The 23,407-nt window shown below is 65.5% G+C and carries 23 protein-coding genes; 9 read left to right on the top strand and 14 right to left on the bottom strand.

Annotation, left to right across the window (positions count from 1 at the left end):
* Window positions 1-44: 44 nt before the first annotated feature.
* The 3 genes from ACREXZ_RS26390 to ACREXZ_RS26380 form a co-directional block, all read right to left on the bottom strand.
* Window positions 45-968, bottom strand: coding sequence for a hypothetical protein (locus ACREXZ_RS26390; RefSeq protein ID WP_431767075.1), 924 nt, complete (start codon window positions 966-968; stop codon window positions 45-47).
* Window positions 961-1,110 carry a DUF2515 family protein gene (locus ACREXZ_RS26385; RefSeq protein ID WP_431767079.1) on the bottom strand — a complete coding sequence of 50 codons (150 nt, stop codon included), beginning with the start codon at window positions 1,108-1,110 and terminating at the stop codon, window positions 961-963. Before ACREXZ_RS26385 ends, ACREXZ_RS26390 begins: the two co-directional genes overlap by 8 nt.
* Before the next feature lie 72 nt (window positions 1,111-1,182).
* The gene (locus tag ACREXZ_RS26380) at window positions 1,183-2,184 is read right to left on the bottom strand and encodes an alpha/beta fold hydrolase (RefSeq protein WP_431767078.1); all 1,002 of its coding nucleotides are present in this window, start codon (window positions 2,182-2,184) and stop codon (window positions 1,183-1,185) included.
* A 566-nt stretch (window positions 2,185-2,750) separates the two neighbouring features.
* On the opposite strand from ACREXZ_RS26380, the gene glgC reads away from it, so the two are divergent.
* The 5 genes from glgC to ACREXZ_RS26355 all read left to right on the top strand — a co-directional run bounded on the left by glgC (window position 2,751) and on the right by ACREXZ_RS26355 (window position 8,719).
* Window positions 2,751-4,025 (top strand): glucose-1-phosphate adenylyltransferase, encoded by a 1,275-nt coding sequence (glgC, locus tag ACREXZ_RS26375; RefSeq protein ID WP_431767074.1) that lies wholly within the window; start codon window positions 2,751-2,753, stop codon window positions 4,023-4,025.
* A 106-nt stretch (window positions 4,026-4,131) separates the two neighbouring features.
* On the top strand, window positions 4,132-5,604 hold the full coding sequence (glgA, locus tag ACREXZ_RS26370; RefSeq protein ID WP_431767073.1) for a glycogen synthase GlgA: 1,473 nt from the start codon (window positions 4,132-4,134) through the stop codon (window positions 5,602-5,604).
* A gap of 186 nt (window positions 5,605-5,790) precedes the next feature.
* On the top strand, window positions 5,791-6,654 hold the full coding sequence (gene pdxY / locus ACREXZ_RS26365) for a pyridoxal kinase PdxY (RefSeq protein ID WP_431767072.1): 864 nt from the start codon (window positions 5,791-5,793) through the stop codon (window positions 6,652-6,654).
* Between the two features lie 56 nt (window positions 6,655-6,710).
* Window positions 6,711-7,172, top strand: a complete 462-nt coding sequence (locus ACREXZ_RS26360; protein WP_431767071.1) for a hypothetical protein — start codon at window positions 6,711-6,713, stop codon at window positions 7,170-7,172.
* Window positions 7,173-7,567: 395 nt separating this feature from the next.
* A complete protein-coding gene (locus ACREXZ_RS26355; protein ID WP_431767070.1) occupies window positions 7,568-8,719 on the top strand; it encodes a branched-chain amino acid ABC transporter substrate-binding protein in 1,152 nt (383 codons plus the stop codon).
* Between the two features lie 15 nt (window positions 8,720-8,734).
* On the opposite strand, the gene ACREXZ_RS26350 is transcribed toward ACREXZ_RS26355, so the two are convergent.
* Window positions 8,735-9,121, bottom strand: coding sequence for a type II toxin-antitoxin system VapC family toxin (locus ACREXZ_RS26350; protein ID WP_431767069.1), 387 nt, complete (start codon window positions 9,119-9,121; stop codon window positions 8,735-8,737).
* Window positions 9,118-9,369, bottom strand: a complete 252-nt coding sequence (locus tag ACREXZ_RS26345) for a type II toxin-antitoxin system Phd/YefM family antitoxin (RefSeq protein WP_431767068.1) — start codon at window positions 9,367-9,369, stop codon at window positions 9,118-9,120. The genes ACREXZ_RS26350 and ACREXZ_RS26345 overlap by 4 nt, the downstream gene beginning before the upstream one ends.
* 122 nt (window positions 9,370-9,491) lie before the next feature.
* On the opposite strand from ACREXZ_RS26345, the gene ACREXZ_RS26340 reads away from it, so the two are divergent.
* Window positions 9,492-9,881: a DUF7079 family protein gene (locus tag ACREXZ_RS26340; protein ID WP_431767067.1), complete on the top strand. Its 390-nt coding sequence runs from the start codon at window positions 9,492-9,494 to the stop codon at window positions 9,879-9,881.
* Window positions 9,882-9,897: 16 nt separating this feature from the next.
* Here the strand turns inward: ACREXZ_RS26340 and ACREXZ_RS26335 are convergent, their stop codons facing one another.
* The 3 genes from ACREXZ_RS26335 to ACREXZ_RS26325 form a co-directional block, all read right to left on the bottom strand.
* Window positions 9,898-11,823, bottom strand: coding sequence for a DUF3857 domain-containing transglutaminase family protein (locus ACREXZ_RS26335; protein WP_431767066.1), 1,926 nt, complete (start codon window positions 11,821-11,823; stop codon window positions 9,898-9,900).
* 137 nt (window positions 11,824-11,960) lie between these two features.
* Window positions 11,961-13,349, bottom strand: a complete 1,389-nt coding sequence (locus ACREXZ_RS26330) for an MFS transporter (RefSeq protein WP_431767065.1) — start codon at window positions 13,347-13,349, stop codon at window positions 11,961-11,963.
* A 57-nt stretch (window positions 13,350-13,406) separates the two neighbouring features.
* Window positions 13,407-14,216: a helix-turn-helix transcriptional regulator gene (locus ACREXZ_RS26325; protein WP_431767064.1), complete on the bottom strand. Its 810-nt coding sequence runs from the start codon at window positions 14,214-14,216 to the stop codon at window positions 13,407-13,409.
* A gap of 120 nt (window positions 14,217-14,336) precedes the next feature.
* Here ACREXZ_RS26325 and ACREXZ_RS26320 point away from each other — a divergent pair, with 120 nt between their 5' ends.
* Window positions 14,337-15,416: a zinc-binding dehydrogenase gene (locus tag ACREXZ_RS26320; RefSeq protein WP_431767063.1), complete on the top strand. Its 1,080-nt coding sequence runs from the start codon at window positions 14,337-14,339 to the stop codon at window positions 15,414-15,416.
* A 16-nt stretch (window positions 15,417-15,432) separates the two neighbouring features.
* Here the strand turns inward: ACREXZ_RS26320 and ACREXZ_RS26315 are convergent, their stop codons facing one another.
* Window positions 15,433-16,671 (bottom strand): aminotransferase class I/II-fold pyridoxal phosphate-dependent enzyme, encoded by a 1,239-nt coding sequence (locus tag ACREXZ_RS26315; RefSeq protein ID WP_431767062.1) that lies wholly within the window; start codon window positions 16,669-16,671, stop codon window positions 15,433-15,435.
* A gap of 169 nt (window positions 16,672-16,840) precedes the next feature.
* On the opposite strand from ACREXZ_RS26315, the gene ACREXZ_RS26310 reads away from it, so the two are divergent.
* Window positions 16,841-17,716 carry a LysR substrate-binding domain-containing protein gene (locus ACREXZ_RS26310; protein ID WP_431767061.1) on the top strand — a complete coding sequence of 292 codons (876 nt, stop codon included), beginning with the start codon at window positions 16,841-16,843 and terminating at the stop codon, window positions 17,714-17,716.
* 123 nt (window positions 17,717-17,839) lie between these two features.
* On the opposite strand, the gene ACREXZ_RS26305 is transcribed toward ACREXZ_RS26310, so the two are convergent.
* A complete protein-coding gene (locus ACREXZ_RS26305) occupies window positions 17,840-18,505 on the bottom strand; it encodes a hypothetical protein (RefSeq protein ID WP_431767060.1) in 666 nt (221 codons plus the stop codon).
* A 341-nt stretch (window positions 18,506-18,846) separates the two neighbouring features.
* Here ACREXZ_RS26305 and ACREXZ_RS26300 point away from each other — a divergent pair, with 341 nt between their 5' ends.
* Window positions 18,847-19,218, top strand: a complete 372-nt coding sequence (locus ACREXZ_RS26300) for an MAPEG family protein (protein ID WP_431767059.1) — start codon at window positions 18,847-18,849, stop codon at window positions 19,216-19,218.
* Window positions 19,219-19,275: 57 nt separating this feature from the next.
* Here the strand turns inward: ACREXZ_RS26300 and hutG are convergent, their stop codons facing one another.
* Genes hutG through ACREXZ_RS26280 form a run of 4 tightly spaced genes read right to left on the bottom strand, consistent with a single transcriptional unit; the run spans window position 19,276 to window position 23,404 of the window.
* Window positions 19,276-20,094: an N-formylglutamate deformylase gene (hutG, locus tag ACREXZ_RS26295; RefSeq protein WP_431767058.1), complete on the bottom strand. Its 819-nt coding sequence runs from the start codon at window positions 20,092-20,094 to the stop codon at window positions 19,276-19,278.
* Between the two features lie 27 nt (window positions 20,095-20,121).
* On the bottom strand, window positions 20,122-21,513 hold the full coding sequence (locus ACREXZ_RS26290) for a formimidoylglutamate deiminase (RefSeq protein WP_431767057.1): 1,392 nt from the start codon (window positions 21,511-21,513) through the stop codon (window positions 20,122-20,124).
* Window positions 21,510-22,754, bottom strand: a complete 1,245-nt coding sequence (gene hutI, locus ACREXZ_RS26285) for an imidazolonepropionase (RefSeq protein WP_431767056.1) — start codon at window positions 22,752-22,754, stop codon at window positions 21,510-21,512. Before hutI ends, ACREXZ_RS26290 begins: the two co-directional genes overlap by 4 nt.
* A 23-nt stretch (window positions 22,755-22,777) precedes the next feature.
* Window positions 22,778-23,404: a HutD/Ves family protein gene (locus tag ACREXZ_RS26280; protein ID WP_431767055.1), complete on the bottom strand. Its 627-nt coding sequence runs from the start codon at window positions 23,402-23,404 to the stop codon at window positions 22,778-22,780.
* Between the last annotated feature and the right edge of the window lie 3 nt (window positions 23,405-23,407).

Below are 23,407 nucleotides of genomic sequence, written 5' to 3'. Positions count from 1 at the left end.
CTGCGGCCCGTCTTCTTTGCGCTGTTCGTCCTGAAGTGGTTTGCTCATGTTCTCGACACTTCGCGGGTTCGATGGCTCGCGATCACCTGATCTGGACTGCAAATGAATTCTTCAGGGCCGACTAAATATTTCGGGATAACGCCCTGGTATTTAGCGCGTGCAGCATCATAGGTTGCACCATAGGTGTCGAGCCACCCGGCTTCCGATTGAATCTGTACGTCCAGTTGATCACCTACCGAGATCGGCACATCCGGCGAGCGATAATCCTTGGAATACGTTAAATCAATAAATGCGCCATCCGAATACCATCGCCAGGTTACAGTATCAGCCCTAGTTAAATGCTTCCATTGATCCAAGGTCAACTTATAATCAGGGTCACCGTACACCAATAATGACGGAGACACGAATGTCCGTCCGCCATACCCCTCCGGCTGAAAAACGTAAGTGTCCAAACCCGCCAATCTTGGTGTTGAAAGGGAAATATATCGTTTCCACCCAGCGCCATTGATGAGCGAAATCACACCCATCACATAGCGGTACATCGCTTCGTCGTAGGTTTCGAAAGCTGCCGTGTCATGCACGTCCTCCGGTGAAGTCGGGACCTTGAACGTCAATTGGATATTTCTTATCCTTCGACCTTCTTCAGTATCCGACATGAACTCGACGTCGGTGGTTTGAGGAAATACGATTCCGTGTTTGGGGTCTTTGAGTTGAAACACGGGTTCTACTCCCGTCGCGATCCGGCTCGCGTCGTACATCAGCGCTGTCGAGATATGTGATCTCTGAATCGGCACTTTCGCCAGGCGCATCACCTCGTCACTGTCGTCGCCCAGGCCAAAAATTAAATTGGGTTGCGTGTTTGCCTTTTCCTCTCGCGTGTTAGCGTTATTGATCACTTTCCAACCAAAGCCGCACACGCCAAACGTAACGATTAGCGCAGCAAGAATTACAACTTGGCGCTTACGCATCTTTCCAGCCCGCAATCGTTGATATTTGCTCGATCATGTAGGGACGATACCTGTCATCCGTCATTAGAGAGTGATATTTATCGAGTATCTTTTGGACATAACGCATCCGATCGCTCTGAAATTCGTATCGGCAAGTGCACACCACTGCCAAAGGCAGTCAATGCCCGCCGAAGCGTGATTTTCAGCACACAACCGCCCTCGCGACGCCTCCCCCTCACCGATCCGCCGGCACCGCCGCCAGCCCATCCAGCAACGCCTTATGAAACGCCTGCGGATCCTGCATCTGCGGCGCATGCCCCAGCTCGTCGAACTCCACAAGCCGTGCATGCGGAATCGCCTGCTGCGTGAGCTTCGCGAGTTCCGGGTAGTGGCCAAGCTTCGCGCGGACCTCGGGCGGCGCCAGGTCCTTGCCGATCGCGGTCGTGTCCTTGTCGCCGATCATCAGCAATGTCGGCACCTTCAGCAGACCCAGTTCGTACACGACCGGCTGCGTGTAGATCATGTCGTACAGCAGCGCCGAATTCCACGCGACCGCATTCTTGCCGGGCCCGCGATACATCCCCGCGAGCATCTGCACCCACGGCTCGTAGTCGGAGCGCCACTGTCCCGTGTAATACGTGGACTGCTCGTAGCGACGGATACCGTCGGCGGTCGTCTTCAGTTCGCGCGCGTACCACTGGTCGACGGACAGCGACGGCACGCCCTTCGCCTTCCAGTCCTCGAGACCGATCGGGTTCACGAGCACCAGTTGCTGCGTCTGCGCCGGGTACATCAGCGCGTAGCGGATCGCGAGCATGCCGCCGGTCGAATGGCCGATCATCGTTGCCTTCTGGATATCGAGCGAGCCGAGCAGCGCGTTCGTGTTGCGCGCGAGCTGCTGGAAGCTGTACTGGTAGCGCATCGGCTTGCTCGACTTGCAGAAGCCGATCTGGTCCGGCGCGATCACGCGGTAGCCCGCATCGGACAGCCGGCGGATCGTGCCTTCCCACGTCGCCGCGCAGAAGTTCTTGCCATGCAGCAGCACCGCGACGCGACCGTTCGGATGATCGGGCTGCACGTCCAGATACGCCATGTGCAACGCTTCGCCCTGCGACGTGAAGTTGAACTGGTGAACCGGCGCCGGGTACGTGAAGCCCTCCAGCTCGGGGCCGTAGGCCGGTCCTTCGTTGCCGGCCGCCAATGCGGCGTCGGCGGCCGTGGCAGGCGACGCGGGCATGCTGCTCGCGGCACTGGACTGCGCGGGCACGGCGGCTGACGCGCTCCCGGCGGCAAACGCTTCCGTAACAGGCGCGGCAGCGACACAGGCAAAGGCTCCCGCGACGAACCACGCGGCAAGAGAGTGACGGTTCGAGATCATCGACGGAATGCCTCATGCGGATCGGAGCCGCCGATTCTACCGGCGCGGCGCGCAAGCCGCTGCGAGCCGGGCAGGCACGACGCACGGGGTTTCGCACCGACCCGCCACCATCCCGTCGAACCGGACCGCAACCCGCGTTGCCGATATTGCACCGCCACACGACCCGTCGACGCGCTCCACCGCATCGACGCCGCAACCCGCCCCACCGCGAAATCCCCTCGATCCGCGCAACGCGAAGCACCCTCCCCACCCCATCGCCCTATCGCAAAAACCATCCATTCGAGCGCGCGCGGCGAAACGGTGCTAGAAATAGCAGACGTGCCGCAAAACTGCGACGACAGCGACGACCGATATCAAGAATCCGACGAGAGCGGGCTGCCACACCGCCAGGGCCATCTGGGGAAAAATAGATAAAGGAGACGTACATGCACACTCCGGCCAGTCTCAACGATCTGCAGCACACGACCCTCGCCATCGTGCTTGCTGGGGGCCGCGGCACCCGGCTCGGGCCGCTCACGAACAAACGCGTGAAGCCCGCCGTGCACTTCGGCGGCAAGTACCGGATCGTCGATTTCGCGTTGTCCAACTGCCTGAATTCAGGCATACGACGCATCGCCGTGGTGACGCAGTACAAGGCGCATTCGCTGCTGCGGCACGTGCAGCGCGGCTGGGGGTTCCTGCGCGGCGAGTTCAACGAATTCATCGACCTGTGGCCGGCACAGCAGCGCGTCGAGGGCGCGCACTGGTATCGAGGCACCGCGGATGCGGTGTTTCAGAACCTCGACATCGTCCGTTCGATCCGCCCGAAGTACGTCATCGTGCTGGCCGGCGATCACATCTACAAGATGGACTACACGCGGATGATCCTCGATCACACGGAGAGCGGCGCGGACTGCACGGTCGGCTGCATCGAGGTGCCGCGGATGGAAGCAACCGCGTTCGGCGTGATGGCCGTCGACGAATCGCGGCGCGTGATCGGCTTCGTCGAAAAACCCGCCGACCCGCCCGCGATGCCAGGCCGCCCCGACATCGCGCTCGCGAGCATGGGCATCTACGTGTTCAACGCGGACTACCTGTACTCGCTGCTCGAAGAGAACATCACCAGCGCCGCGACCGATCACGACTTCGGCAAGGACATCATTCCGCGCGTCGTCACCCAGGGCCACGCGATCGCGCATCCGTTCAGCATGTCGTGCGTGACCTCCGATCCAAAGGCCGAATCCTACTGGCGCGACGTCGGCACGATCGACGCGTACTGGGCCGCGAATCTCGACCTCGCGTCGACGATCCCCGCGCTCGACCTGTACGACCGCAACTGGCCGATCTGGACGCATCAGGAGCAGTTGCCACCCGCGAAATTCGTGCGTGACCTGAACGGACTGCAGGGCTCGGCGACCAACCTGATCGTGTGCGGCGGCTCCGTGATCACCGGCTCGCAGATCTCGCGCTCGGTCGTGTCGTCGAACGTGCTCGTGAAGTCGTTCTGTAACATCAATGAGGCAGTCTTGCTGCCACAGGTGACCGTCGGCGCGAGCTGCCGGCTGCGTCGCGTGGTGATCGACCGGGGCTGCTCGATTCCCGACGGCACCGTGATCGGCGAAGATCCCGTGCTCGACAGCGAACGCTTCTACCGGACCGACGCGGGCGTCGTGCTGGTCACGGCCGAAGCGCTGCGGCGCCAGCAGCAGGCGGCGCATTGACCGCTCGCGGCGGGTTGCATCAAGCGCGTCACAGATGTGATGCGCTTGATGCACGCCGTGCACGCCCCGCCCTCGTCCATTCCGGTTTTTCACAGGTTCAGAGCTTATGACGATCCGTGCGCTGCATGTCGCCAGCGAGCTGTATCCGCTCCTCAAGACCGGCGGTCTCGCCGACGTGGCCGGCGCACTACCGCCCGCGCTGATCGAACGCGGCGCCGACGTGCGCGTGCTGCTGCCCGGCTTCCCCGCGGTTGCTGCGGGCCTCGCGGATTTGCGTCCGGTTGCGCAGCTGGCGCATCCCCTGGGACACCGGGGTAGTCTCTCGCACGCGACGCTCGAACTCGGCACGCTTCCGGCCAACGGTATCTCGGTCTACATGATCCGCGACGACGCGCTGTACGACCGTCCCGGCAATCCGTATCTCGATGCCGAGCACGTACCGTATGGCGACAACGCGCAGCGTTTCGCGCTGCTCGGCTGGACCGCGGCGCAGCTCGCACAGCGCGCCGATCCCGCGTGGGCGCCGCAGATCATCCATGCGCACGACTGGCATGCGGGCCTGGCTCCCGCCTATCTGAAGGCCGCCGAACGCGCGGCCGGCCGCACGTTCGCGCGCACCGTATTCACCGTGCACAACCTTGCGTATCAGGGCATTTTCCCGGCGCAGGAGTTCGGCCATCTCGCGCTGCCCGGCGATTTCTTCAGCATGCACGGTGTCGAATTCTATGGGCAGCTGTCGTTCCTGAAAGCCGGTCTCTACTACAGCGACCGGCTCACCACCGTGAGCCCGACCTACGCGCGCGAGATCCAGACGCTCGCGCAGGGCGGCGGTCTCGACGCGCTGCTGCGCGCGCGCACGCACGATCTGTCGGGCATCCTGAACGGTGTCGACTACACGGTGTGGAATCCATCCATCGACGACGGGCTCGCGGCGCGCTACACGAGCACGCGACTCCCCGGCAAGCGTGCGTGCAAGACCGCGCTGCAGGCGCGCTTCGGGCTCGCGCAGAAAAGCGACGCGCTGCTGTTCGGCGTCGTGAGCCGGCTCACCGAACAGAAGGGCCTCGACCTGCTGCTTGGCGCCTTGCCGGAGATCGTATCGCGCGGTGGCCAGCTGGTCGTGCTCGGCACCGGCGACCCCGCGCTCGAAGCGGGGCTGCTGCGCGTCGCGCATGCGCATCCGGATGCGGTGGCGGTCGAACGCGGGTTCGACGAGCCACTCGCGCACGCGATCGTCGCGGGCAGCGACGTGATCGCGGTGCCGTCGCGTTTCGAACCGTGCGGCCTCACGCAGCTGTACGCGCTCGCGTACGGGTCGCTGCCGCTCGTGCATCGGGTCGGCGGGCTGGCCGATACCGTGGTCGATGCGTCGCTGGAAAATCTCGCCGACGACCTCGCGACCGGCTTCGTCTTCGAGCGCTTCGAGCCCGACGCGCTGGCCGCCGCGATCCGCCGCGCGTTCGCGCTGTACGCGCGGCGCGGCGAATGGAAAGCCGCGCAGCAGCGCGCGATGCGGCAGGATTTTGGGTGGGGCGCGTCGGCGCAGCGCTACCTGGATCTGTACCGGTCGCTCGTTTAACCTGGGTAACGTGGGCGGGCGGCACAACCCGATCCACGCCCGCTGACGATTTCCCGCAACACCTGACGCACGACGCTGGTCACCGCGCGCGAAAACTCATGTATCGTCACCCGATAGCCCGCCCGTGCGCCCCGTCTGCCGCGGCCAGCGGGCCTCGCACCCTTCACGCGTCACCCCTGACCGACCATGAAAAACGTTCTGAGCATCCAGTCGCACGTCGTCTTCGGACACGCGGGCAACAGCGCCGCGGAGTTTCCGATGCGTCGGCTGGGCGTGAACGTCTGGCCGCTCAACACCGTGCAGTTCTCGAACCACACGCAGTACGGCCACTGGACCGGCAGCGCGATCGACGCCGGACAGATGGCCGATCTGGTCGACGGAATCGGCGCGATCGGGATGCTGCCACGCTGCGACGCGGTGCTGTCCGGCTACCTCGGCACACCGGAGCAGGCGCAGGCGGTGATCGACATCGTCGCCGCCGTGAAGGCCGCGAATCCGCGCGCGTGGTTCTTCTGCGATCCGGTGATGGGGACGTCGACCGGCTGCAAGGTCGAGCCCGGCATCCAGGAGTTTCTCGTGAACCGGATGCCCGAAGTCGCCGACGGCCTCGCGCCGAATCACAGCGAACTGCAGCGGCTCGTTGGCCGCACGATCGAAACCGTCGACGAAGCGCTCGCCGCGTGTCGCGAAGTGATCCGGCGCGGTCCGAAGATCGTGCTCGTCAAGCATCTGCTCGACCGCAACTCTCCCGCCGATCGCTTCAACATGCTCGTCGTCACCGCACGCGAAGCGTGGATGGGCCAGCGTCCGCTGTATCCGTTCGCGCGTCAGCCGGTCGGCGTCGGCGATCTGACGAGCGCGGTGTTCGTCGCGCGCACGCTGCTCGGCGACCCGCTGCGCGCCGCGTTCGAGCACACGCTCGCGGCGGTCAACGCGGTCGTGCGCACCACGTGGGAAGCGGGCCGCTACGAACTCGAACTCGTCGCCGCGCAGGACGAGATTGCGAAGCCGCGCGAGTGGTTCGACGCATGGGTGGCCGCGACCGTCTAACAGTCGCGGCGCCTGTAATGCGGGCCGCACACTACACCGCAACGAACGAGGATCAGATGGACGGCACTATCCGCAGCGAACGCGAAGAAATTTTCGAGCAGTTGTGCGAGAGCGTCGACGCCGGCGAAACGCACGAACAGGAAGCGATCGAATTCTTCGAGAGCCAGTTCAGCGAGCCGGATTTCGATCCCGCGCACTGGCTCGACATCGCGCTTTATCACGCGCCTGAAGTTGCGCGCGGCGTGATCGACATGGTCGCCGCCGACGACCGCGCACGCAGCAACATCGCCGAAGTCATCGCGGACAACCTCGACATCTCGTACGGCGACGAAGAATGCCAGCAGTTCGCGGAGACGCTGCAGTTCGCGCTCGCAAACGGTATCCCGATCGACTTCGACATCGTGCTCGACGGCTGCCAGCGCGCACTCGACGACCTCGAAACGTGGGCCGACGACGAAACGAAAGCGCCGCTGCTGCGACTGCGCGACGAAGTCCTGCGGTTGCAGGGCGACAGCTAGTCGCCTTCTCTCCCCTCCGCATTTTTTATCCGACCTGCACGGGCGACGCGTCTGCCTGTTCGTCTACCTATTCGTCTGCACAAAGCGGCATCGCGCTGTGCTGAAATGCGCGCGCAAAGCGCCGCGTTTTGCCAAGACGTTCGCAAATTGGCTTCTTATATTCGCGCCACGTCGATCGGCCGCCGCCCTTTTTAATCTGCTTTGCGTTCCTTCTGGCCGGCCGTACGCCGTTTCCGGCGCACCGCGGGCACCTCGCGCGTGTTCCGCGTTTTCCCTGTATTCCGCGTTTTCCAGCATTGCCCGCATGACCGGATCGTCCGTACGCTGAGCCGTCGAGGGCGCGCGTCGAACGCACCCGTTTTCGAATCCTGAACCTGCCGATGGAAGGAACCACCATGAGTCTTCGCAAGACGCTGAAACCCTTCGCCGTAACGGTTGCCGCGCTGTTCGCGGCTGCGCCGCTCGCCGGTTTCGCCGACGACCTGCCGGTCACGATCGGCTTCGCGGCACCGCTGACCGGTGCGAACGCCGGCTACGGCAAGGATCTGCAGAATGGCGTGCAACTCGCGCTCGACGAAGCGAACGCGCAGAAGATCCACATCGGCGACAAGGTCGCGCAATTCACCCTCGCGGCCGAGGACGATCAGGCCGACCCGCGCATCGGCGTGCAGGCCGCGCAGAAACTCGTCGACCAGCACGTCGCAGTCGTTGTCGGCCACTTCAATTCAGGCACGACGATTCCCGCGTCGCGGGTCTATGAAAGCGCCGGCATTCCGATGATCGATCCGGCCGCGACGAATCCGACCATCGTCAACCAGGGCTTCGCGAACACCTTCATGGTGATCTCGACCGACGCGCAGAACGCCGGCAATGCGGGCATCTACGCAGTCGACGTGACGAAGGCGAAACGCATCGCGATCCTCGACGACCGCACCGCGTTCGGCCAGGGCGAGGCCGACGAATTCGAGAAGGCCGTGAAGGCGCACGGCGGCACGCTCGTCGCGCACGAGTTCACGTCGAACCAGGCGGTCGATTTCCGCACGCAGCTAACCAAGATCAAATCCACCGATGCGGACCTGCTGTTCTTCGGCGGGCTCGACACGCAGGCGGCATCGGTCGCGAAGCAGATGAAGCAGCTTGGATTGCGCGCGCAGCTGGTCGGCGGCGGCGGCGTGATGGACCCCGAGTTCATCAAGCTCGCCGGCGATGCAGCCGAAGGCACGATGGCCTGGGAATACGGCCGGCCGCTCGCGTCGCTGCCGGGCGGCAAGGACTTCTCGGCGAAGTTCAAGAAGCGCTTCGGCGTCGACATCCTGTCGTATGCGCCGTTCGGCTATGACGCCGCGTGGGCCGCGATCAAGGCGATGGAGGCTGCGAAGTCGACGTCCCCGGCGACCTATCGGCCCGCACTGAAGAGCATCAGCTTCGACGGCGTGACCGGTCATATCGCATTCGACAGCAACGGCGCGCTGAAGAACGCGGGGTCTACGTTGTATCAGGTGAAGAGCGGTGCGTGGGTGCCGATCGTGACGAAGGGCGGGAGTTGAGGAGGAATAGCTCCGTCACAGCCGGCGAATGGGACCGGGATATTTCGCCACGGTGTCGTCGTGGGTCAGCAGCGTCACGCCTTCGACAATGGCCTGCGCAACCAGGATACGGTCGAAGGGGTCGCGATGAATGTTCGGCAACTGCTCGAGTTCCAGTGCGTGCGAACCGAGGATCGGCAGTTCCTCATAGCCGACGTCGAGCAGGCTGCGGCGCAATACGCGCGGCTCAACCTGAAAGTCGTCGCGCCCGAGTCCACGTTTGATCACGATCTCCCACAAGCTGGCCACGCTGAAGAGCAGTGCGTTAGCGGGGTCATTCAGCAGCGCACGCGCCTCGGTCGACAGTGCCGGGGCATCCGCTGCCGCCCACAGAATCACGTGAGTATCCAGCAGGAATTTCATGCGGCATCACCGTCGAACAGCCGCTCGACCTCACCGGCCCCCATCGTGTCGAAGTCGGCCGGTACCTTGACCTGCCCCTTCAGGAAACCGATCCGGCTGAACTGGACGGCCACCGGCAGGTCGAGAGGTACGACCTTGACGAGTGGCTTGCCCGCTTTGGCAATCACGAAGGGTTCACCTCCGTGCACCGCCTGATCGATCAACCGTGACAGGTTGGTCTTTGCGTCGTGGATGTTGTACGTGAGCATGGCTTGTCACTCAGGTAGATTGGATGGAGTTAGCTTAGTTGATTGAACTAAGTCCGTCAAGGCGGGGGCGTCGCCCCTTGCGGGGCGTGCCGTCGACATCACGAGCCGGGGGAATTTCAGGCATGGAGAACACGGTAGGAAAAGCCGACCGCGAATTCATATGGTCTGTGATGTCGGAGTTCTTCGTCGACAGCGAAATTGACTACGACTTCGAAGCCGCTCGAATCCGTCGCTTCCCTGCACACGTCCTGAAAGACATCTTCTTTCGGGAGGTCGCCCCTGTCTGCGGTCCCAATCTGCTGACGCCGATACCCCCGATCTGGATGGGCTTCGATACTCACAAGGTGGTACGCGAGATCCGTTCGTTACTGTCGAACAAGGAGAAATCGTGGCTTCGCAGGATCGGTTACGAGGCGGACGTTCTGTATTACCGGTATCTGCTGGCCGGTGTATGGCGTGAAGTCGAACACGCGTTGAAGCGGGACTGCGCGGGACAAGCGAGGCCTGGTTGACGCTCGTGCACCGCCACTACATCCTCCCCGCCTTCACCACCACCTGCGACAGCGCATCGCGCTCGATCCGCTGCAACGTGCCGCGCATCTGCGCGAACTGGTCGGGCGTGCACACCTGATGACCGAACTGCGCGGTCAGCCGCCGCGTGATCTGCAGCACATGCGTCGCGGGATCGAACACATAGTGCGACGCGTAATCGAAGAAGCCGTCGCGCACCGCGGTATCGGTCGGCAGATCGGTCACGCGCAGCGTGTCCGGCAGCGCGATCTCCGCGGTCTCGTCGAAGTCGCCGCCGATGCACACCCACGGCTGCGTGCGCTCCGGCTCCGCGAGCCACGCCTGCACCTGCGTCGCGAGGCCGCCCGCGAAGCTCGTCAGCGCGGGTAATGCAGTCGTACCATCGGGCCACGTGAAGTGTTCGAGCGTGCCCTGCAGCGTCGTCGCGAACGGGCCGCGAGTCGCCGCGACGTCGCTCGTCGATACGTGCGCGGTGCCGTGCAATCCCGTCTGCCGCAAACGGTCGGCGGCAATCTGCTGCGCCTGCCGATGTGTCGCGCGGCGAAACACGTTGCGCTCGAGTTCGGCCGGTGCGCCGCTATCCTCGACACGGTACGCGAACGTCCCGGTGCCGCTTGCGTCGACGTCGATCTGCAGACGCGTCGTGCGGCCGCGCGGCTGCACGGCCGGCGTGCGCGCGAGCGTGCCGTCGCCGTCCAGCAGGACCGGCCGGTCCATCACGCCCGTCGGCAACGTGCCGAACGCGATACCACCCGCGGTCGTGTCAGCGAAAAGGTGCAGCTCGGGAATCCACACGATCACATGATTGATCGCGCTCGCGCCGTAGCCCGGCACTGCGGGCAACGTATAGAAGGGGCCGAGGTTCAGCAACGCCGCCTCGCTCCGGATGCCAACCGCCGCGAGCAGCGCACCGTACAGCGCGACGTGGTCCTTGCAGTCGCCGTAGCGGTTGCGCAGGATGTCGACGACCTTGTGCGGCACCGCCGCCGTCTCGCCGAGAAACAGCGCGACGTAGCGGATGTTGAAGCGCATCCAGTCGTACAGCACGCGTGCCTTGTCGGCCGGTTCGGTGAGCCCCGCGGTCAGCGACTGCGCGAGGCTCGTGACAGTGGGATCGTTCGCGGTCGGATCGGCTGCGGCGCTACGGTACTGCGCGGCGAAGGTCGCGAAGTCGGGTACCGTCGACACCATCAGCCGGTCGCCCCATGTCGCGTAGCCGACCGCGCCGGCTTCGATCGGCGCATACGTGCCGTGCCGGTATTCGAACGTATAGCGGGTGCGGCCGTTCGCAGTGACCGGTGGCAACGCGGTGTAGCCGCGTGCGTCGGCGTAGAGCGGCAAGTCGTCGGGCAGATCGAAGATCAGTTGCTGCAGTTCGACCGGACCGCGCGTCGGCTCGACCAGATACGCGAACGCGCCGGCCTGCAGCGGCTTCGTGCGCGTCTTGCGGAATACCAGATGCACGCGCGCGCCCGGCTCGACGCCTGGAAAGATCACCGTGCGCAGCACGCCGTCCTCGAACGTCGGCGCGCCGGCCGAGCGCGGCTCCTGCACGTCGCGTATCGCCTCGGACCCGACCGGATGCGCGACGCCGTCGCGGTCGATCGTCTCCGCCTTCAGCAGATCGACGTGCTCGATGTCCTTGTTGAACCATACGTAGCGTTGCGCGATGTCGTCGACGCCGCTCGTCGTATTCGCGCGCAACGTCGAGTCGTCGTGCTCTTCGACCGAACCGTCTTTCTGGATGACGAACAGGTGGACGTCGCGTTCGAGCGTCGATGGGGCGACGTCGTCGGCTGCGGACGTGGATGTAGTGCTCGTCGTGGTCGCGGCTTCGTCGGCGAAGACCGCCGATGCGCTGCATGCGCCGACCAGCAGCGGCAGCGCGGCGACCGCGCGCAAGCGGCGCACGATGCGGGTCATGAGGTTGCCCCGCTCACGTCAAGCGCACAACCCACCTCATCCCTCCACCGCTCCGCCTGTCGGTTCATCCCGCGCCCTCCAGATAGTCTCGCCGTTGTAGCACATTGCGGACCGCACGGCATTCGAGAACCCCACGTTCAACGCTGCCGCAACTCCGCGCCTTCATCCGGTGAAAGCCGAACGAAAAAGAACAGCGAGCACAACGTCAACGCGCCGACCACCATGAATGCCGGAGAGAAATCGCGCGCCACCAGATGCGCGACGCTGCCGCCGTAGAAACGCGCGGTCAGCGCGACGAGCGTCGCACCGAACGCGACGCCGAGGCTGATCGACAGTTGTTGCGCCATGCTCGACAGCGCGGTCGCGCGGCTCATCTTCGGCTTCGGCATGTCCGAGTAGCCAAGCGTATTGAGCGTCACCATCCCGAGCGAGTTGAACAACCCGCCGAACAGCAGCACGACGAAGATCAGCAGATGCGGCGTATCCGGACGAAACAGCCCGTAGCACGCGTAGAAGCAGCCGGTCAGCGACGTCGCGCCGATCAGCAGCGTGCGAAAACCGACGCGCCGGATCGCCGACGTCATCACTGCCCGCACGCTCAGCGAACCGATCGCAGTCGCGACGCTGAGCGAACCCGACTGCAGCGGCGACAGGCCAAAGCCGAGCTGCAGCATCAGCGGCATCAGGAACGGCGACGCGCCGATCGCGATCCGCAGCGGCATCCCGCCAAGCACCGCCGTGCGATACGCGCGGTAACGCAGGATGCCGGGATCGATGATCGCGTCGCTGCGCGCTCGGCTGTAGCGCCAATACGCGAGCAGCGACAGCGCGCCGGCTCCGACGAACACAAGTGTGACGACCGGCGGCACGAGCCCGCGGCCCACCGTGTCGAGTCCGCCGACGAGACCGACGAGCCCCGTCGACAGCATCACGAAACCCGCGAGATCGAAACGCTCGAACACGGGCTCGTAGGTATCGTCGATGAAGGCGAGCGCGGCCAGCACGCCGATCACGCCGAACGGCACGTTTAGCAGGAAGATCCAGCGCCACGACGTGATCGTGACGACGAGGCCGCCGAGCAGCGGCCCCGCGAGCCGGCCGATCGCGCCCGGCACCGTGAACCACACCATCGCGGCGACCATCTGCGCGGGCGACACGCTGCGCAGCAGGATCAACCGGCCGACCGGCACCATCATCGCGCCGCCCATCCCCTGCACCACGCGAAACACGACCAGTTGCGGCAGCGAATGCGCGAGCCCGCACAGCGCGGAGCCAACCGAGAACAGCACGATCGCCGAGCAGAACACGCGGCGTGGACCGAAGCGATCCGCGAGCCAGCCGCTCGCCGGCAGGAACACGGCAAGGCTCAGCAGATAGGAGGTGATCGCGAGATTCAGATGCAGCGTCTCTACGTCGAGCGAGCGCGCGATGGACGGCAGCGCGGTCGCCATGATGGACGTGTCGAGGTTTTGCAGGAACAGCGGGCAGGCAACGATCAGCGGAATCAGTCGGGCTCGGTCGGTCATGCGTTCTTTTACCGCAAAACGCGGGGACGCGGTACCGGACTGTACAAGCCGGTTTTTTTACGAAGTTTTACCGGGCTTCGCCGACGCCGGCTCGCTAACCGGCGTGTAGATCGCAAGCTTCAATGCCGAGTCGTCGTTCGCCTGGAACGTCGTGTATTCGTAGCGCTGCTCGCCGCGCTCCGGATGCACGAGCACCTTCCGTCCGGCCGCGCCGTCGCGGACGTCGTGCGCATTCCACCACTTCGCGAATTCCGGGCTCTGCGTGCGCAGGCGGTCGACCAGTTCGACGAACGCCGGATCGTCCGCATGCAGATCGTGGGTTGCGCGAAACAGCGCGATCATCCGGCGCGCTTCGTCGGACCACGTCGAGCCGAACAGCCGCCGCGCATCCGGCTCGACGAACATGAAGACGAGAATGTTGCGGTCCGCTTCGGCGAGCCGGTCGAAGCCAAGGATATCGGCGGCGGCCGCGTTCCACGCGAGCAGATCCCAGCGAAGGCCGGTCACGTAGGCCGGCAGACCGATGCTCGCGAGCAGCCGCTCGATCTCCGGTGGCACGCGCTCGCGCTCGAACGCGCGGCGCTCGCCGGTGTGCGCAAGCGCGCGCAGATGAGCCGCTTCCGCTTCGCCGAGACACAGCGCATGGACGAGCGCGTCGAGCGTCGCATCGGACGGCTGGACCGTGCGGCCCTGCTCGAGCCGCACATACCAGTCGACGCCGATGCCCGCCCGCTCCGCCACTTCTTCGCGCCGCAGGCCGGGCGTGCGGCGCCGTCGGCTGCCGTTCAGGCCGACCGCATCGGGGCTCAGCTTTTCGCGCCGCGAACGCAGGAAGTCGCCGAATTCGTTTCGGCTCGATGTCGTCACGAGGGGTCCTTCGACTTGACGAGGGAGGTACGCCGCCATCCCAGGATGGTACCAGGCCTTGTTACCGATACTACGCCTGGCAGAATGAAGTCATCCCATCCAGTCAGACGGAGTACCACCATGAAAGCCGCCATTCTAAAAACACTCGGTACGCCGCTCGCAATCGAGCATATCCCGGACCCGCCGATCGGCACCGGCGAAGTCATCGTCGACGTCGTTGCCGCACCGGTGCTGTCCTATGCCGACGAAGTGTTCAGCGGCGCGCGCCGCTATCCGATCGATCTGCCGATGGTGCCCGGCTGCGGCGCGATCGGCCGCGTGCGCGAGATCGGTCCAGACGCGACGCATCTGCAGCCCGGCGACTGGGTGTTCTGCGATCCGACCGTGCGCTCGCGCGACGACGCGCTGATGCCCGACATCACGCTGCAGGGCTGGAGCGCGCGCGGCGACGGCGGCAAACGGCTGCATCAGTACTTTCATGACGGCCCGTTCGCCGAACGGATCCGCGTACCGACCGAGAACGCGATCCGCATCGGCGATATCGAACCGCGCGACGCTGCGCGCTGGTGCGCGCTCAACGTGATGCTGGTGCCATACGGCGGACTGCTCGCGGCCGGCTTTCAGGCTGGCGAGACGTTGCTCGTCAGTGGCGCGACGGGCAACTTCGGCAGCGCATGCGTCGCGGTCGCACTCGCGATGGGCGCGCGTTGCGTCGTCGCACCGGGACGCAACGAACGTGCGCTTGCCGATCTCGAACGCCGCTTCGGCGAACGCGTGCGGGCCGTGAAGCTGTCAGGCAATGAAGACGACGATCGCGAACGGATGCGCAACGCGGCGCCCGCGCCGATCGACTGCGTGATCGACCTGCTGCCGCCGTCGGTCTCGACGAAGACCGTGCGCGCGGCGGCGATGGTGGTCCGCCCGTATGGGCGCATCGTGCTGATGGGCGGCGTCGGCATGCTCGGCGGAGACGATCTCGCGCTGCCCTACCCGTGGATCATGCGCAACGACATCACCGTGCGCGGCAAGTGGATGTACCCGCCCGCAGCGGTCACGCGGATGACGGGTCTGATTCGCGGCGGCCTGCTCGACCCCGGTCACTTCGAGATCGCGACATTCGCACTCGACGACGCCAACGAAGCGGTCGCGCATGCCGCCGCAAACGGCGGCCCCTTCAGGATGACGGTGATCCTGCCGTAGCCCGTTGCCTGTACGCTCAGCGCCCCGCTTCGTCGATCGCGCGCAGCAGCGACAGCGCGATACCTTCGGCAGCCGCGCGCACTTCATCGAGCGACGGGAAGGTCGGTGCGATCCGCAGATGCCGATCGTCCGGATCGTTACCGTACGGATACGCTGCGCCCGCCGGCGTCAGCACGAGACCCGCGTCGGCTGCAAGCGCGACCGTGCGCTTCGCGAGCCCAGGTGGCGCATAGAGGCTGATGAAGTAACCACCCGCCGGTTCGTTCCAGCTCACGCCGGGCACGCCGGCGAGCCGCGCGGAAAACGCCGCGAGCACCGCATCGAACTTCGGCCGCAACAACGCGCGGTGCTGCTCCATCAATCGCTCGAGCCCCGCGCGATCGCGCAGCAGATTCACATGACGCAACTGGTTCAGCTTGTCCGGGCCGATCGTGCGTACCGAGCAGCGCTTCTGCCACCACGCGACATTGCGCGGCGACGACGCGACGAACGCAATCGCGTGGCCCGCGATCGTCACCTTCGACAGCGACGCGAAGATCAGCGCGCGGTCCGGATGGCCGGCTGCCGCGCACGCGTCGAGCACGTTCGGCGTCGTGTGCTTCGTGTCGGTCAGGTGATGGAAACGGTAGGCGTCGTCCCAGAATAGACGGAAGTCCGGCGCGGCGGTCGGCATCGACGCGAGCCGCTGCACGACGTCCGCCGAATAGATCGCACCGCTCGGGTTGCTGTACAGCGGCACGCACCAGATGCCCTTGATCGATACGTCGTCGCGCACCAGTGCTTCGACGACGTCCGTGTCGGGGCCGTCGCCGGTCATCGGCACGGGAATCATCCGGATGCCGAGCGCCTCGCAGATCGAGAAATGGCGATCGTAGCCGGGCACCGGGCACAGGAACGCCGCGTCTTCCTGCGACCAGGGCGTGCTGTTGCTTTGCGTGCTGCTCTCGCCACCTGGCACACCAGACATCGTCGCGAACGCGAGCGCGTCGTACATCAGTTCGAGGCTCGAGTTGCCCGCGGCCACGACTTGCGCGGCCGGCACGTCGAGCAGCGACGCGCCCAGTTCGCGCGCCTCCGGCAGTCCGAGCGGCTGTCCGTAGTTGCGGCAATCGATGCCGTCGCGCGACATGAACCCCGCCGCAGCCGCGTCGTCGAGCAGCGCCTGCGACAGATCCAGTTGCTCCGGCGCGGGTTTGCCGCGCGACATGTCGAGTCGCATCCGCAGTTGCTTGAAGGCTTCGTAGGTGTCAGGCATCGTGCGCGTCTCCGGCCGCTTCGGCGGCAAATCAGTGAAGTCGACGCAGTATGCGGACCGCCGTGCATTCAGGCAAACGCGTTATATTGAACGCCTCGATCAGTTTTTCTGATGGCACACGCGCTGCAGTGTCGCGTGTCTTTTCATCCGCTTTTTCCTCTGCTCCGACATGAAATCGCTCGATCTCGACGTTCTCTCGATGGTGGTCGCCGTCGCCGATGCCGGCAGCTTCGTGCGCGGCGCCGCGCTCGTGCATCGTTCGCAGTCCGCGCTCAGCATGCAGATCCGCGCGCTTGAAACCGCGCTCGGCAAGCCGCTGTTTATACGCGGACCGCGCAGCGTCACGCCGACGCAGGACGGTCAGTTGTTGCTTGCCTACGCGCGCCGGATGCTCGCGTTGCGCGACGAGGCGTGGGCGTCGATGGTGCACCCCGAGGTGAAGGGCCGCGTGGCGATCGGCGTGCCGGACGACTACGCGGCGTCACTGCTGCCCGCAGTGCTGCGCAAATTCTCCGCGAGTTATCCGAAAGTCGAGATCCAGGTGATCGGTCTGCCGAGCCACGCACTCGCGCCGCTCGTGAAGGACAACAAGGTCGACCTCGCGTGCGTGACGCGGATGAAAGGCCTGAACGGCGAGTTCATCCGCTTCGAGCCGATGGTGTGGGCTGCGCCGCCGGCATCGACTGCATCGGCCGCGTCGCCTGGACGGGAAATCTGGAAGGAACGTCCGCTGCCGATCGCATTGTTCGGCGTGGGCAGCGTCGCGCGCGCGAACGCGATCCACGCGCTGGAACGCGCGAAGATCGCACACCGCACGTCGTATGAAAGTCCGAGCCTGATGGGTCTGTTCAGTATGGTCGAAGCCGGTCTCGCGATCGCGCCGCTCGCACGCTGCGCAGTGCCCGCGCATCTGCTGCAACTCGGGCGGCCGCATGGGTTGCCTGCGCTGCCCGCACTCGAGATCGTGCTGGCGCGCAGCGCGCGTTCGAACCGGCCGCCCTGCGATTTTCTGGCGGAGCAGATCTTGTCGGAGCTGCGGCTTTAGGTCGACGTCGCGCCATGGATGCGCCCAGGCGGTCACCCGCATGTTCGACGATTCTCGCGGGGACCACCGGCCAGCCATCGCGCTCGCCGCTGCCGGCTGAAGTCGAGGCTGCACTGCCGCGAGTCAATCCCCGATCCGCGCGAGCAACTGCTGAAGCTTCTCGACATGCCGCTGCAGCAGTTGCCGATGCTTGTCGATCTGTTCGAGCCGCCCTGCCAGATCGGCGCGATCGTGATCGTCGAAATCGGCTGCGGCGATCACGTCTTCGACTTTCGCGCGCAGTGTCGCGAGATCGACCGGCGGACGGCCGAAATGCCGCTCGAGCCGCCGCACGTCCTGCATCGCGAGATCGCGCAGCTTCCTGACGTGCGCGAGCCGTCGATTCGTCTCGGCCTCCGCGCCTTCATCCTCGATGCGCCGCGCCGCAGGCTGGCCGAAGATCGGCTCCGGCGGACGCAGCACCGTCTTCTTGCGCACCGGATGCGCAGTGCCGCGAAAGCGCGCGAGCGGCGTCTCGTTGTCGATCGCGTCGCGCGCGGCTTCGGGTACGTTGCCGTCCGCGTGCGGCACGTCCATCCAGCCGTTCGGCAAACCGGTCACCGCTTCGACGCCGCGTGCGAATTCCTCGCTGAAATCGCGCTGGCCGGACAGCATCAGCTTCAGGTACGTCGCGGAGAACGTCATCATTCGCGCAAGTCGCGTCGCCGCGCCGACTTCGCGCGTCAAGACCACCAGATTGGCTCGCCACACACCGAGCCGTGCATCGTTCAGATCGTTGGGATCCTTCATCGTCGAGTCTTCCATCTTTCTCACCCGATGTTCACGTGACGTTTTCGCGCGGCAAGGCCGCAGCGCGTCATCTGGTTATACAGGGTAGCCGCATCGCCGCCCGTTGAAGCAGCGTACGGCCCAGGGTTTTCCACAGGGGGCGCGCATCGTGTGCGCCGCGATGCCTTCACACAGGCACCTGAAACAGACCGCATGCGCGGCCAGTCGTTCCATGCACGGCACCGCGCGCGCGACCGAGACTCTCCTCGACAAAACCGCTACGCAGCCCACTTCGCGTAATGCTACGCTCGCCCCGATTCTGCCATTGATCAATGTAATGATAAAACACACGGAGAACACGCATGAGCGTATCGGCGCTTTGTCTTCTGGTCGTCGCACTGCTGCCTTACGTCTGGACCGTCTGCGCGAAAGCGCAACGCGGCTACGACAATCACGCACCGCGTGCGTATCTGGCGAATCTGGAGGGATGGCGCGCGCGTGCGTTCGGTGCGCACCAGAACGCGTGGGAAGCGTTGGCGCTGTTCACGGCGGCGCTAGTCGTCGCGTGGCATGGCGGGGCGAACCCGCAGCGGGTCGATGCGCTCGCGCTCGCATACGTCGCGATACGCGTACTGCACGGCGTGCTGTACGTGCTCGGCTGGGCGTCGCTGCGCTCGCTCGTGTGGTTTGCGGGGGTGCTGTGCGTCGTCTGGCTGTTCGCGACGGGACTCTAGAAACGGCACGGCCGCGCGTCGCGTTTTGCGATGCGCGGCCGGGTGTTCGTCGAACTCTTAACCCTGTGTGCCGGTCGTCCATGCGAGGGCTGTATCGACGAGCGTCGCCAGCAGCGGCTCGACGCGTTGCGCGAGCGCTTCGTCGTACGCGTACGGCATCTGTTCCTGCATGTACGTGATCTGCGACAGTTCGAGCTGCACCGCGTGCACGCCCTGCTCCGGCTGCCCATAGTGTCGCGTGATATAGCCACCCTTGAAGCGCCCATTCGCAATCGCGGAATAGCCGCCGTGACGCGTGACGATCGCGGCGAGTTCGTCGGCGAGACCCGGCGCCGCACTCGCGCCGTTCGACGTGCCGAAGTTGAAGTCCGGCAACCGCCCTTCGAAGAAGCGCGGCACATGCGAGCGGATCGAATGCGCTTCCCACAGCAGCACGGTGCCGTGCCGAGCCTTCAGCGCGGCGAGTTCATCGACGAGCGCCGCGTGATACGGCTTCCAGTACAGCTCGCGACGTCGCGCGATTTCCGCTTCATCGGGCAGATGGCCGTCGCGATACAGCGGCTCGCGATCGAACGTATCGACCGGCAGCAGCCCCGTCGTGTCCTGGCCCGGGTAGAGATTCGCGCCGTCGGGCGGACGGTTCAGGTCGATCACGTAGCGCGCGTACGTCGGCGCGAGAATCGACGCGCCAAGCTTCGACGCGAACGCATACAGGCGATCGAGATGCCAGTCGCAATCGTCGGTGCGTTGCGCGGCCGGCGTCATCGTCGCGGCGATGTCGTCGGAAATGCGCGTGCCCAGATGCGGAATCGAAATCAGCAACGGCAGGCTTCCCCGCTTCAGCGAGAAAACCGGCGGATGGTTGGCAGCAGTCATGTCGTGTCCGTCGAGGTAATTGAAGCGTCAGGCCAGCAGCTCGGCGAGCGCCGCGCGGTACTGCGCATACGCGCGCGCTTCGTCGCGATGACGACGATTGTCGACCACTTTCGCGCCGCCCGCATACACGTCGCGCACCGGCGTCTCGCCGTGCTCGCAAAACACCGCGCCCGCGAGCCACGTGTGCGGCGGATGATCGGCGATGGACGGATGGTCCGCGTCGAACACCTGCCAGTCCGCACGTGCACCCACTTCGAGCGTGCCGACGCGACGGCCTGTCGCGCGCGCACCGCCTTCGAGCGCCGCGGCGAACAAGCGGTCCGCGACCTGCGGCGCGTCCGCGCTCGCGAGCACGTTGCGCTGCCGGCGCAGCAGCCGCTGCCCGTATTCGAGCAGCCGCAGTTCCGCGCGCCAGTCGACGCCGATGTGGCTGTCCGAGCCGATGCCGAAACGTCCGTGTGCATCGAGATAATCGACAGCCGGAAAAATGCCGTCGCCGAGATTCGCTTCGGTCGTGAGACACAGCCCCGCGACCGCGCCACTCTTCGCGAGCGCGGCGGTCTCATCTGCATCGACGTGAGTCGCGTGGACGAGGCACCAGCGCGCATCGACGTCGAAGCGATCGAGCAGCCAGCGCACCGGCCGCGCGCCTTCTGTCTCGATGCATGCGTCGACCTCGGCGGTCTGCTCGGCGATATGGATGTGCACCGGCGCGCCGGGCAGCATCGTGTCGAGCCCGCCGAGCAGTTCGCGCAGCGACGCGTCGGACACTGCGCGCAGCGAATGCGGCGCGACGCCGTAGCGCAGCGCGTGATGTTCCGGATGCGTCTGCTGCAATTGTGCGAGCAGTTCGAGCAGTTCGTCCGGCGTGTTGATGAAGCGCCGCTGATCGTCGCGCGGCGGTTTCGCGCCGAAGCCGCTGAACTGATACAGCACCGGCAGCATCGTGATCCCAATGCCGGTCGAGGACGCCGCATCGACGACACGCGCCGCGAGTTCCGCGCGCTGCGGATAGCGCTCGCCGTCCGCCTGATGATGCACGTAGTGAAACTCGCACACCGACGTATAGCCCGCCTTCAGCATCTCGATGTACAGCCACTGCGCGATCGCGGCCAGGCCGTCGGGGGAAATCTTCGCGGCGAAGCGGTACATCAGGTCACGCCAGCTCCAGAAACTGTCGACTGCATTCGCACGGTATTCGGTGAGCCCGGCCATCGCGCGCTGAAATGCATGCGAGTGCAGGTTCGGCATGCCCGGCGCAATCGGGCCAGCCGCGCGCGCGACACCCGCGGGCGCGGCACTGTCGGTGCGCACTTCCGTGAGCATGCCGTGTGCGTCCCATTGCAGCAGCACGTTGCGGTGCCAGCCGTCGGGCAGCCATGCGTGATCAGCGAACAGTGAACGGTCGGAAGAAGTCATGGTTGAGCTTTGTATGAAATTGCCGTGGCTGGCCGCGTATAGACCGTCTCGCCGTCGCGCACGACGCGCGCGCACAGCGGACGACCGAACCAGTACGCGAGTTCGGCGAGCGTCGCGACGGACCACACCGCGAAGTCCGCGCGACGACCCACCGCGAGTGTGCCGTGCCGCTCCGCCTGGCCAAGTGCGCACGCCGCGTGCGCGGTCACGCCCTGCAGCGCTTCGGGCACGGTCATCCGGAACAGCGTGGTCGCCATGTTCATCATCAGCAGCAGCGACGTGACGGGCGACGTGCCCGGATTGCTGTCGGTGGAAATCGCGATCGGCACGCGGTAGCGGCGCAGCAGATCGAGCGGCGGCAACTGCGTCTCGCGAATGAAGTAGTACGCGCCGGGCAGCAACACCGCGACTGTGCCCGCGGCCTGCATCGCGGCAACGCCCGCTTCGTCGAGAAATTCGAGGTGATCCGCCGACAGCGCATGATGCCGCGCGGCGAGCGCCGTGCCGCCGCTGTTCGACAGTTGCTCCGCGTGCATCTTGACCGGCAGGTTGCGGCGCGCGGCCGCATCGAACACGCGCTCGCTCTGCGCGAGCGAGAAGCCGATGCGCTCGCAGAACACGTCGACCGCATCGACGAGGCCTTCGTCGGCGAGCGCCGGCAGCATGCGGTCGCACACCTCGGCGATGTAGTCGTCCGCACGGCCTGCGAATTCGGGCGGCAATGCGTGTGCGCCGAGGAACGTCGTGTAGACCGTGACCGGATAGCGCTCGCCCAGTTGCCGTGCGACGCGCAGCATCTTGCGTTCGCTCGCGAGGTCGAGGCCGTAGCCCGACTTGATCTCGATCGCGGTGACGCCTTCGGCGAGCAGCGGTTCGAGCCGTGCGGCCGCGTCGCGGAACAACGTCGCTTCGTCGGCGGCACGCGTCGCGCGCACCGTCGACACGATGCCGCCGCCCTGACGCGCGATTTCCTCGTAGCTGACGCCCGCGAGCCGTTGTGCGAACTCGTCGGCGCGCTGACCGCCGTACACCAGATGCGTATGGCAATCGACGAGACCCGGCGTGACCCACGCGCGATGCAGGTCTTCGCGTGGCCACGTCGCGTACATCGCGGGCAGTTCGCTCTCGGCGCCGAGCCATTCGATGCGGCCGTCCGCGACCGCGATCGCCGCATCGGCGATCGCGCGGTCGGGGTCGCCGTCGGGGCAGAGATTCAGGTGATGCCAGACAGTGTGCTTCATCGCTTGGGAATGACTGGATGATGCTACGTGTAGCGGATTTCGACGGCGAGCAGCGCCGATGCGTCGTTTGCTTCGTTGCCTTCGACATTGCATCGCACATCGTGCGCGCGGTCGATGCGCAGTGTGTCGCCGGCTGCGAGATGCACAGGCGTTGCATCGCCAACCGTAACGGTAACCACGCCGGTCGCGCAATACAGCAGCGCGACGTCCGCATTCAGCGTGCGCCGCGTAGCGCCGCGCCATACGTCGAGCGTACCCGTTGCCGCGTGTCGCCGCACCATCAGGTTGAAGTCGCGCGTCGCGCCGTCGACGAGCCGTGCATCGATCGCCGCTTCGCCGCGAAAACGCGCGACGTCGAGCGGCTGCGTCAGTGCATGCGTACGGTCGCCCTGCCCCGTGCTCTCATCGAGCAGCATGCCCGCGCCCGACAGCAGCACGAGCGTCCGGTCGACGCCATCGAACTGCGAGAACGGACCGGCCGACGCGACATCCGCGACGCTCACGCGCCACACGAATGCATCGAGCGAAGCCCGATCGGAACGCAGCGCTGGAATATGCGCCGCGATCTCGCGCGTCACGCCGCCGCCGTTCTTCCACGGCGACGCGATCAGTTCATCCGCGCGAATAACCGCGGTGCTCACGGTACTCACGGC

Source organism: Paraburkholderia sp., from assembly GCF_050742655.1.
Classification (GTDB): Bacteria; Pseudomonadota; Gammaproteobacteria; order Burkholderiales; family Burkholderiaceae; genus Paraburkholderia.
The sequence above is the reverse complement of the archived record's forward strand: the minus strand, read 5'-3'. Positions and strand labels throughout refer to the sequence as shown.

Coding starts and splice junctions, on each gene's coding strand:
- ACREXZ_RS26390 (WP_431767075.1), bottom strand. CDS start 968: ATGCGTAAGCGCCAAGTTGTAATTCTTGCTGCGCTAATCGTTACGTTT.
- ACREXZ_RS26380 (WP_431767078.1), bottom strand. CDS start 2,184: ATGCCCGCGTCGCCTGCCACGGCCGCCGACGCCGCATTGGCGGCCGGC.
- glgC (WP_431767074.1), top strand. CDS start 2,751: ATGCACACTCCGGCCAGTCTCAACGATCTGCAGCACACGACCCTCGCC.
- glgA (WP_431767073.1), top strand. CDS start 4,132: ATGACGATCCGTGCGCTGCATGTCGCCAGCGAGCTGTATCCGCTCCTC.
- pdxY (WP_431767072.1), top strand. CDS start 5,791: ATGAAAAACGTTCTGAGCATCCAGTCGCACGTCGTCTTCGGACACGCG.
- ACREXZ_RS26360 (WP_431767071.1), top strand. CDS start 6,711: ATGGACGGCACTATCCGCAGCGAACGCGAAGAAATTTTCGAGCAGTTG.
- ACREXZ_RS26355 (WP_431767070.1), top strand. CDS start 7,568: ATGAGTCTTCGCAAGACGCTGAAACCCTTCGCCGTAACGGTTGCCGCG.
- ACREXZ_RS26350 (WP_431767069.1), bottom strand. CDS start 9,121: ATGAAATTCCTGCTGGATACTCACGTGATTCTGTGGGCGGCAGCGGAT.
- ACREXZ_RS26345 (WP_431767068.1), bottom strand. CDS start 9,369: ATGCTCACGTACAACATCCACGACGCAAAGACCAACCTGTCACGGTTG.
- ACREXZ_RS26340 (WP_431767067.1), top strand. CDS start 9,492: ATGGAGAACACGGTAGGAAAAGCCGACCGCGAATTCATATGGTCTGTG.
- ACREXZ_RS26335 (WP_431767066.1), bottom strand. CDS start 11,823: ATGACCCGCATCGTGCGCCGCTTGCGCGCGGTCGCCGCGCTGCCGCTG.
- ACREXZ_RS26330 (WP_431767065.1), bottom strand. CDS start 13,349: ATGACCGACCGAGCCCGACTGATTCCGCTGATCGTTGCCTGCCCGCTG.
- ACREXZ_RS26320 (WP_431767063.1), top strand. CDS start 14,337: ATGAAAGCCGCCATTCTAAAAACACTCGGTACGCCGCTCGCAATCGAG.
- ACREXZ_RS26315 (WP_431767062.1), bottom strand. CDS start 16,671: ATGCCTGACACCTACGAAGCCTTCAAGCAACTGCGGATGCGACTCGAC.
- ACREXZ_RS26310 (WP_431767061.1), top strand. CDS start 16,841: ATGAAATCGCTCGATCTCGACGTTCTCTCGATGGTGGTCGCCGTCGCC.
- ACREXZ_RS26305 (WP_431767060.1), bottom strand. CDS start 18,505: ATGAAGGATCCCAACGATCTGAACGATGCACGGCTCGGTGTGTGGCGA.
- ACREXZ_RS26300 (WP_431767059.1), top strand. CDS start 18,847: ATGAGCGTATCGGCGCTTTGTCTTCTGGTCGTCGCACTGCTGCCTTAC.
- hutG (WP_431767058.1), bottom strand. CDS start 20,094: ATGACTGCTGCCAACCATCCGCCGGTTTTCTCGCTGAAGCGGGGAAGC.
- ACREXZ_RS26290 (WP_431767057.1), bottom strand. CDS start 21,513: ATGACTTCTTCCGACCGTTCACTGTTCGCTGATCACGCATGGCTGCCC.
- hutI (WP_431767056.1), bottom strand. CDS start 22,754: ATGAAGCACACTGTCTGGCATCACCTGAATCTCTGCCCCGACGGCGAC.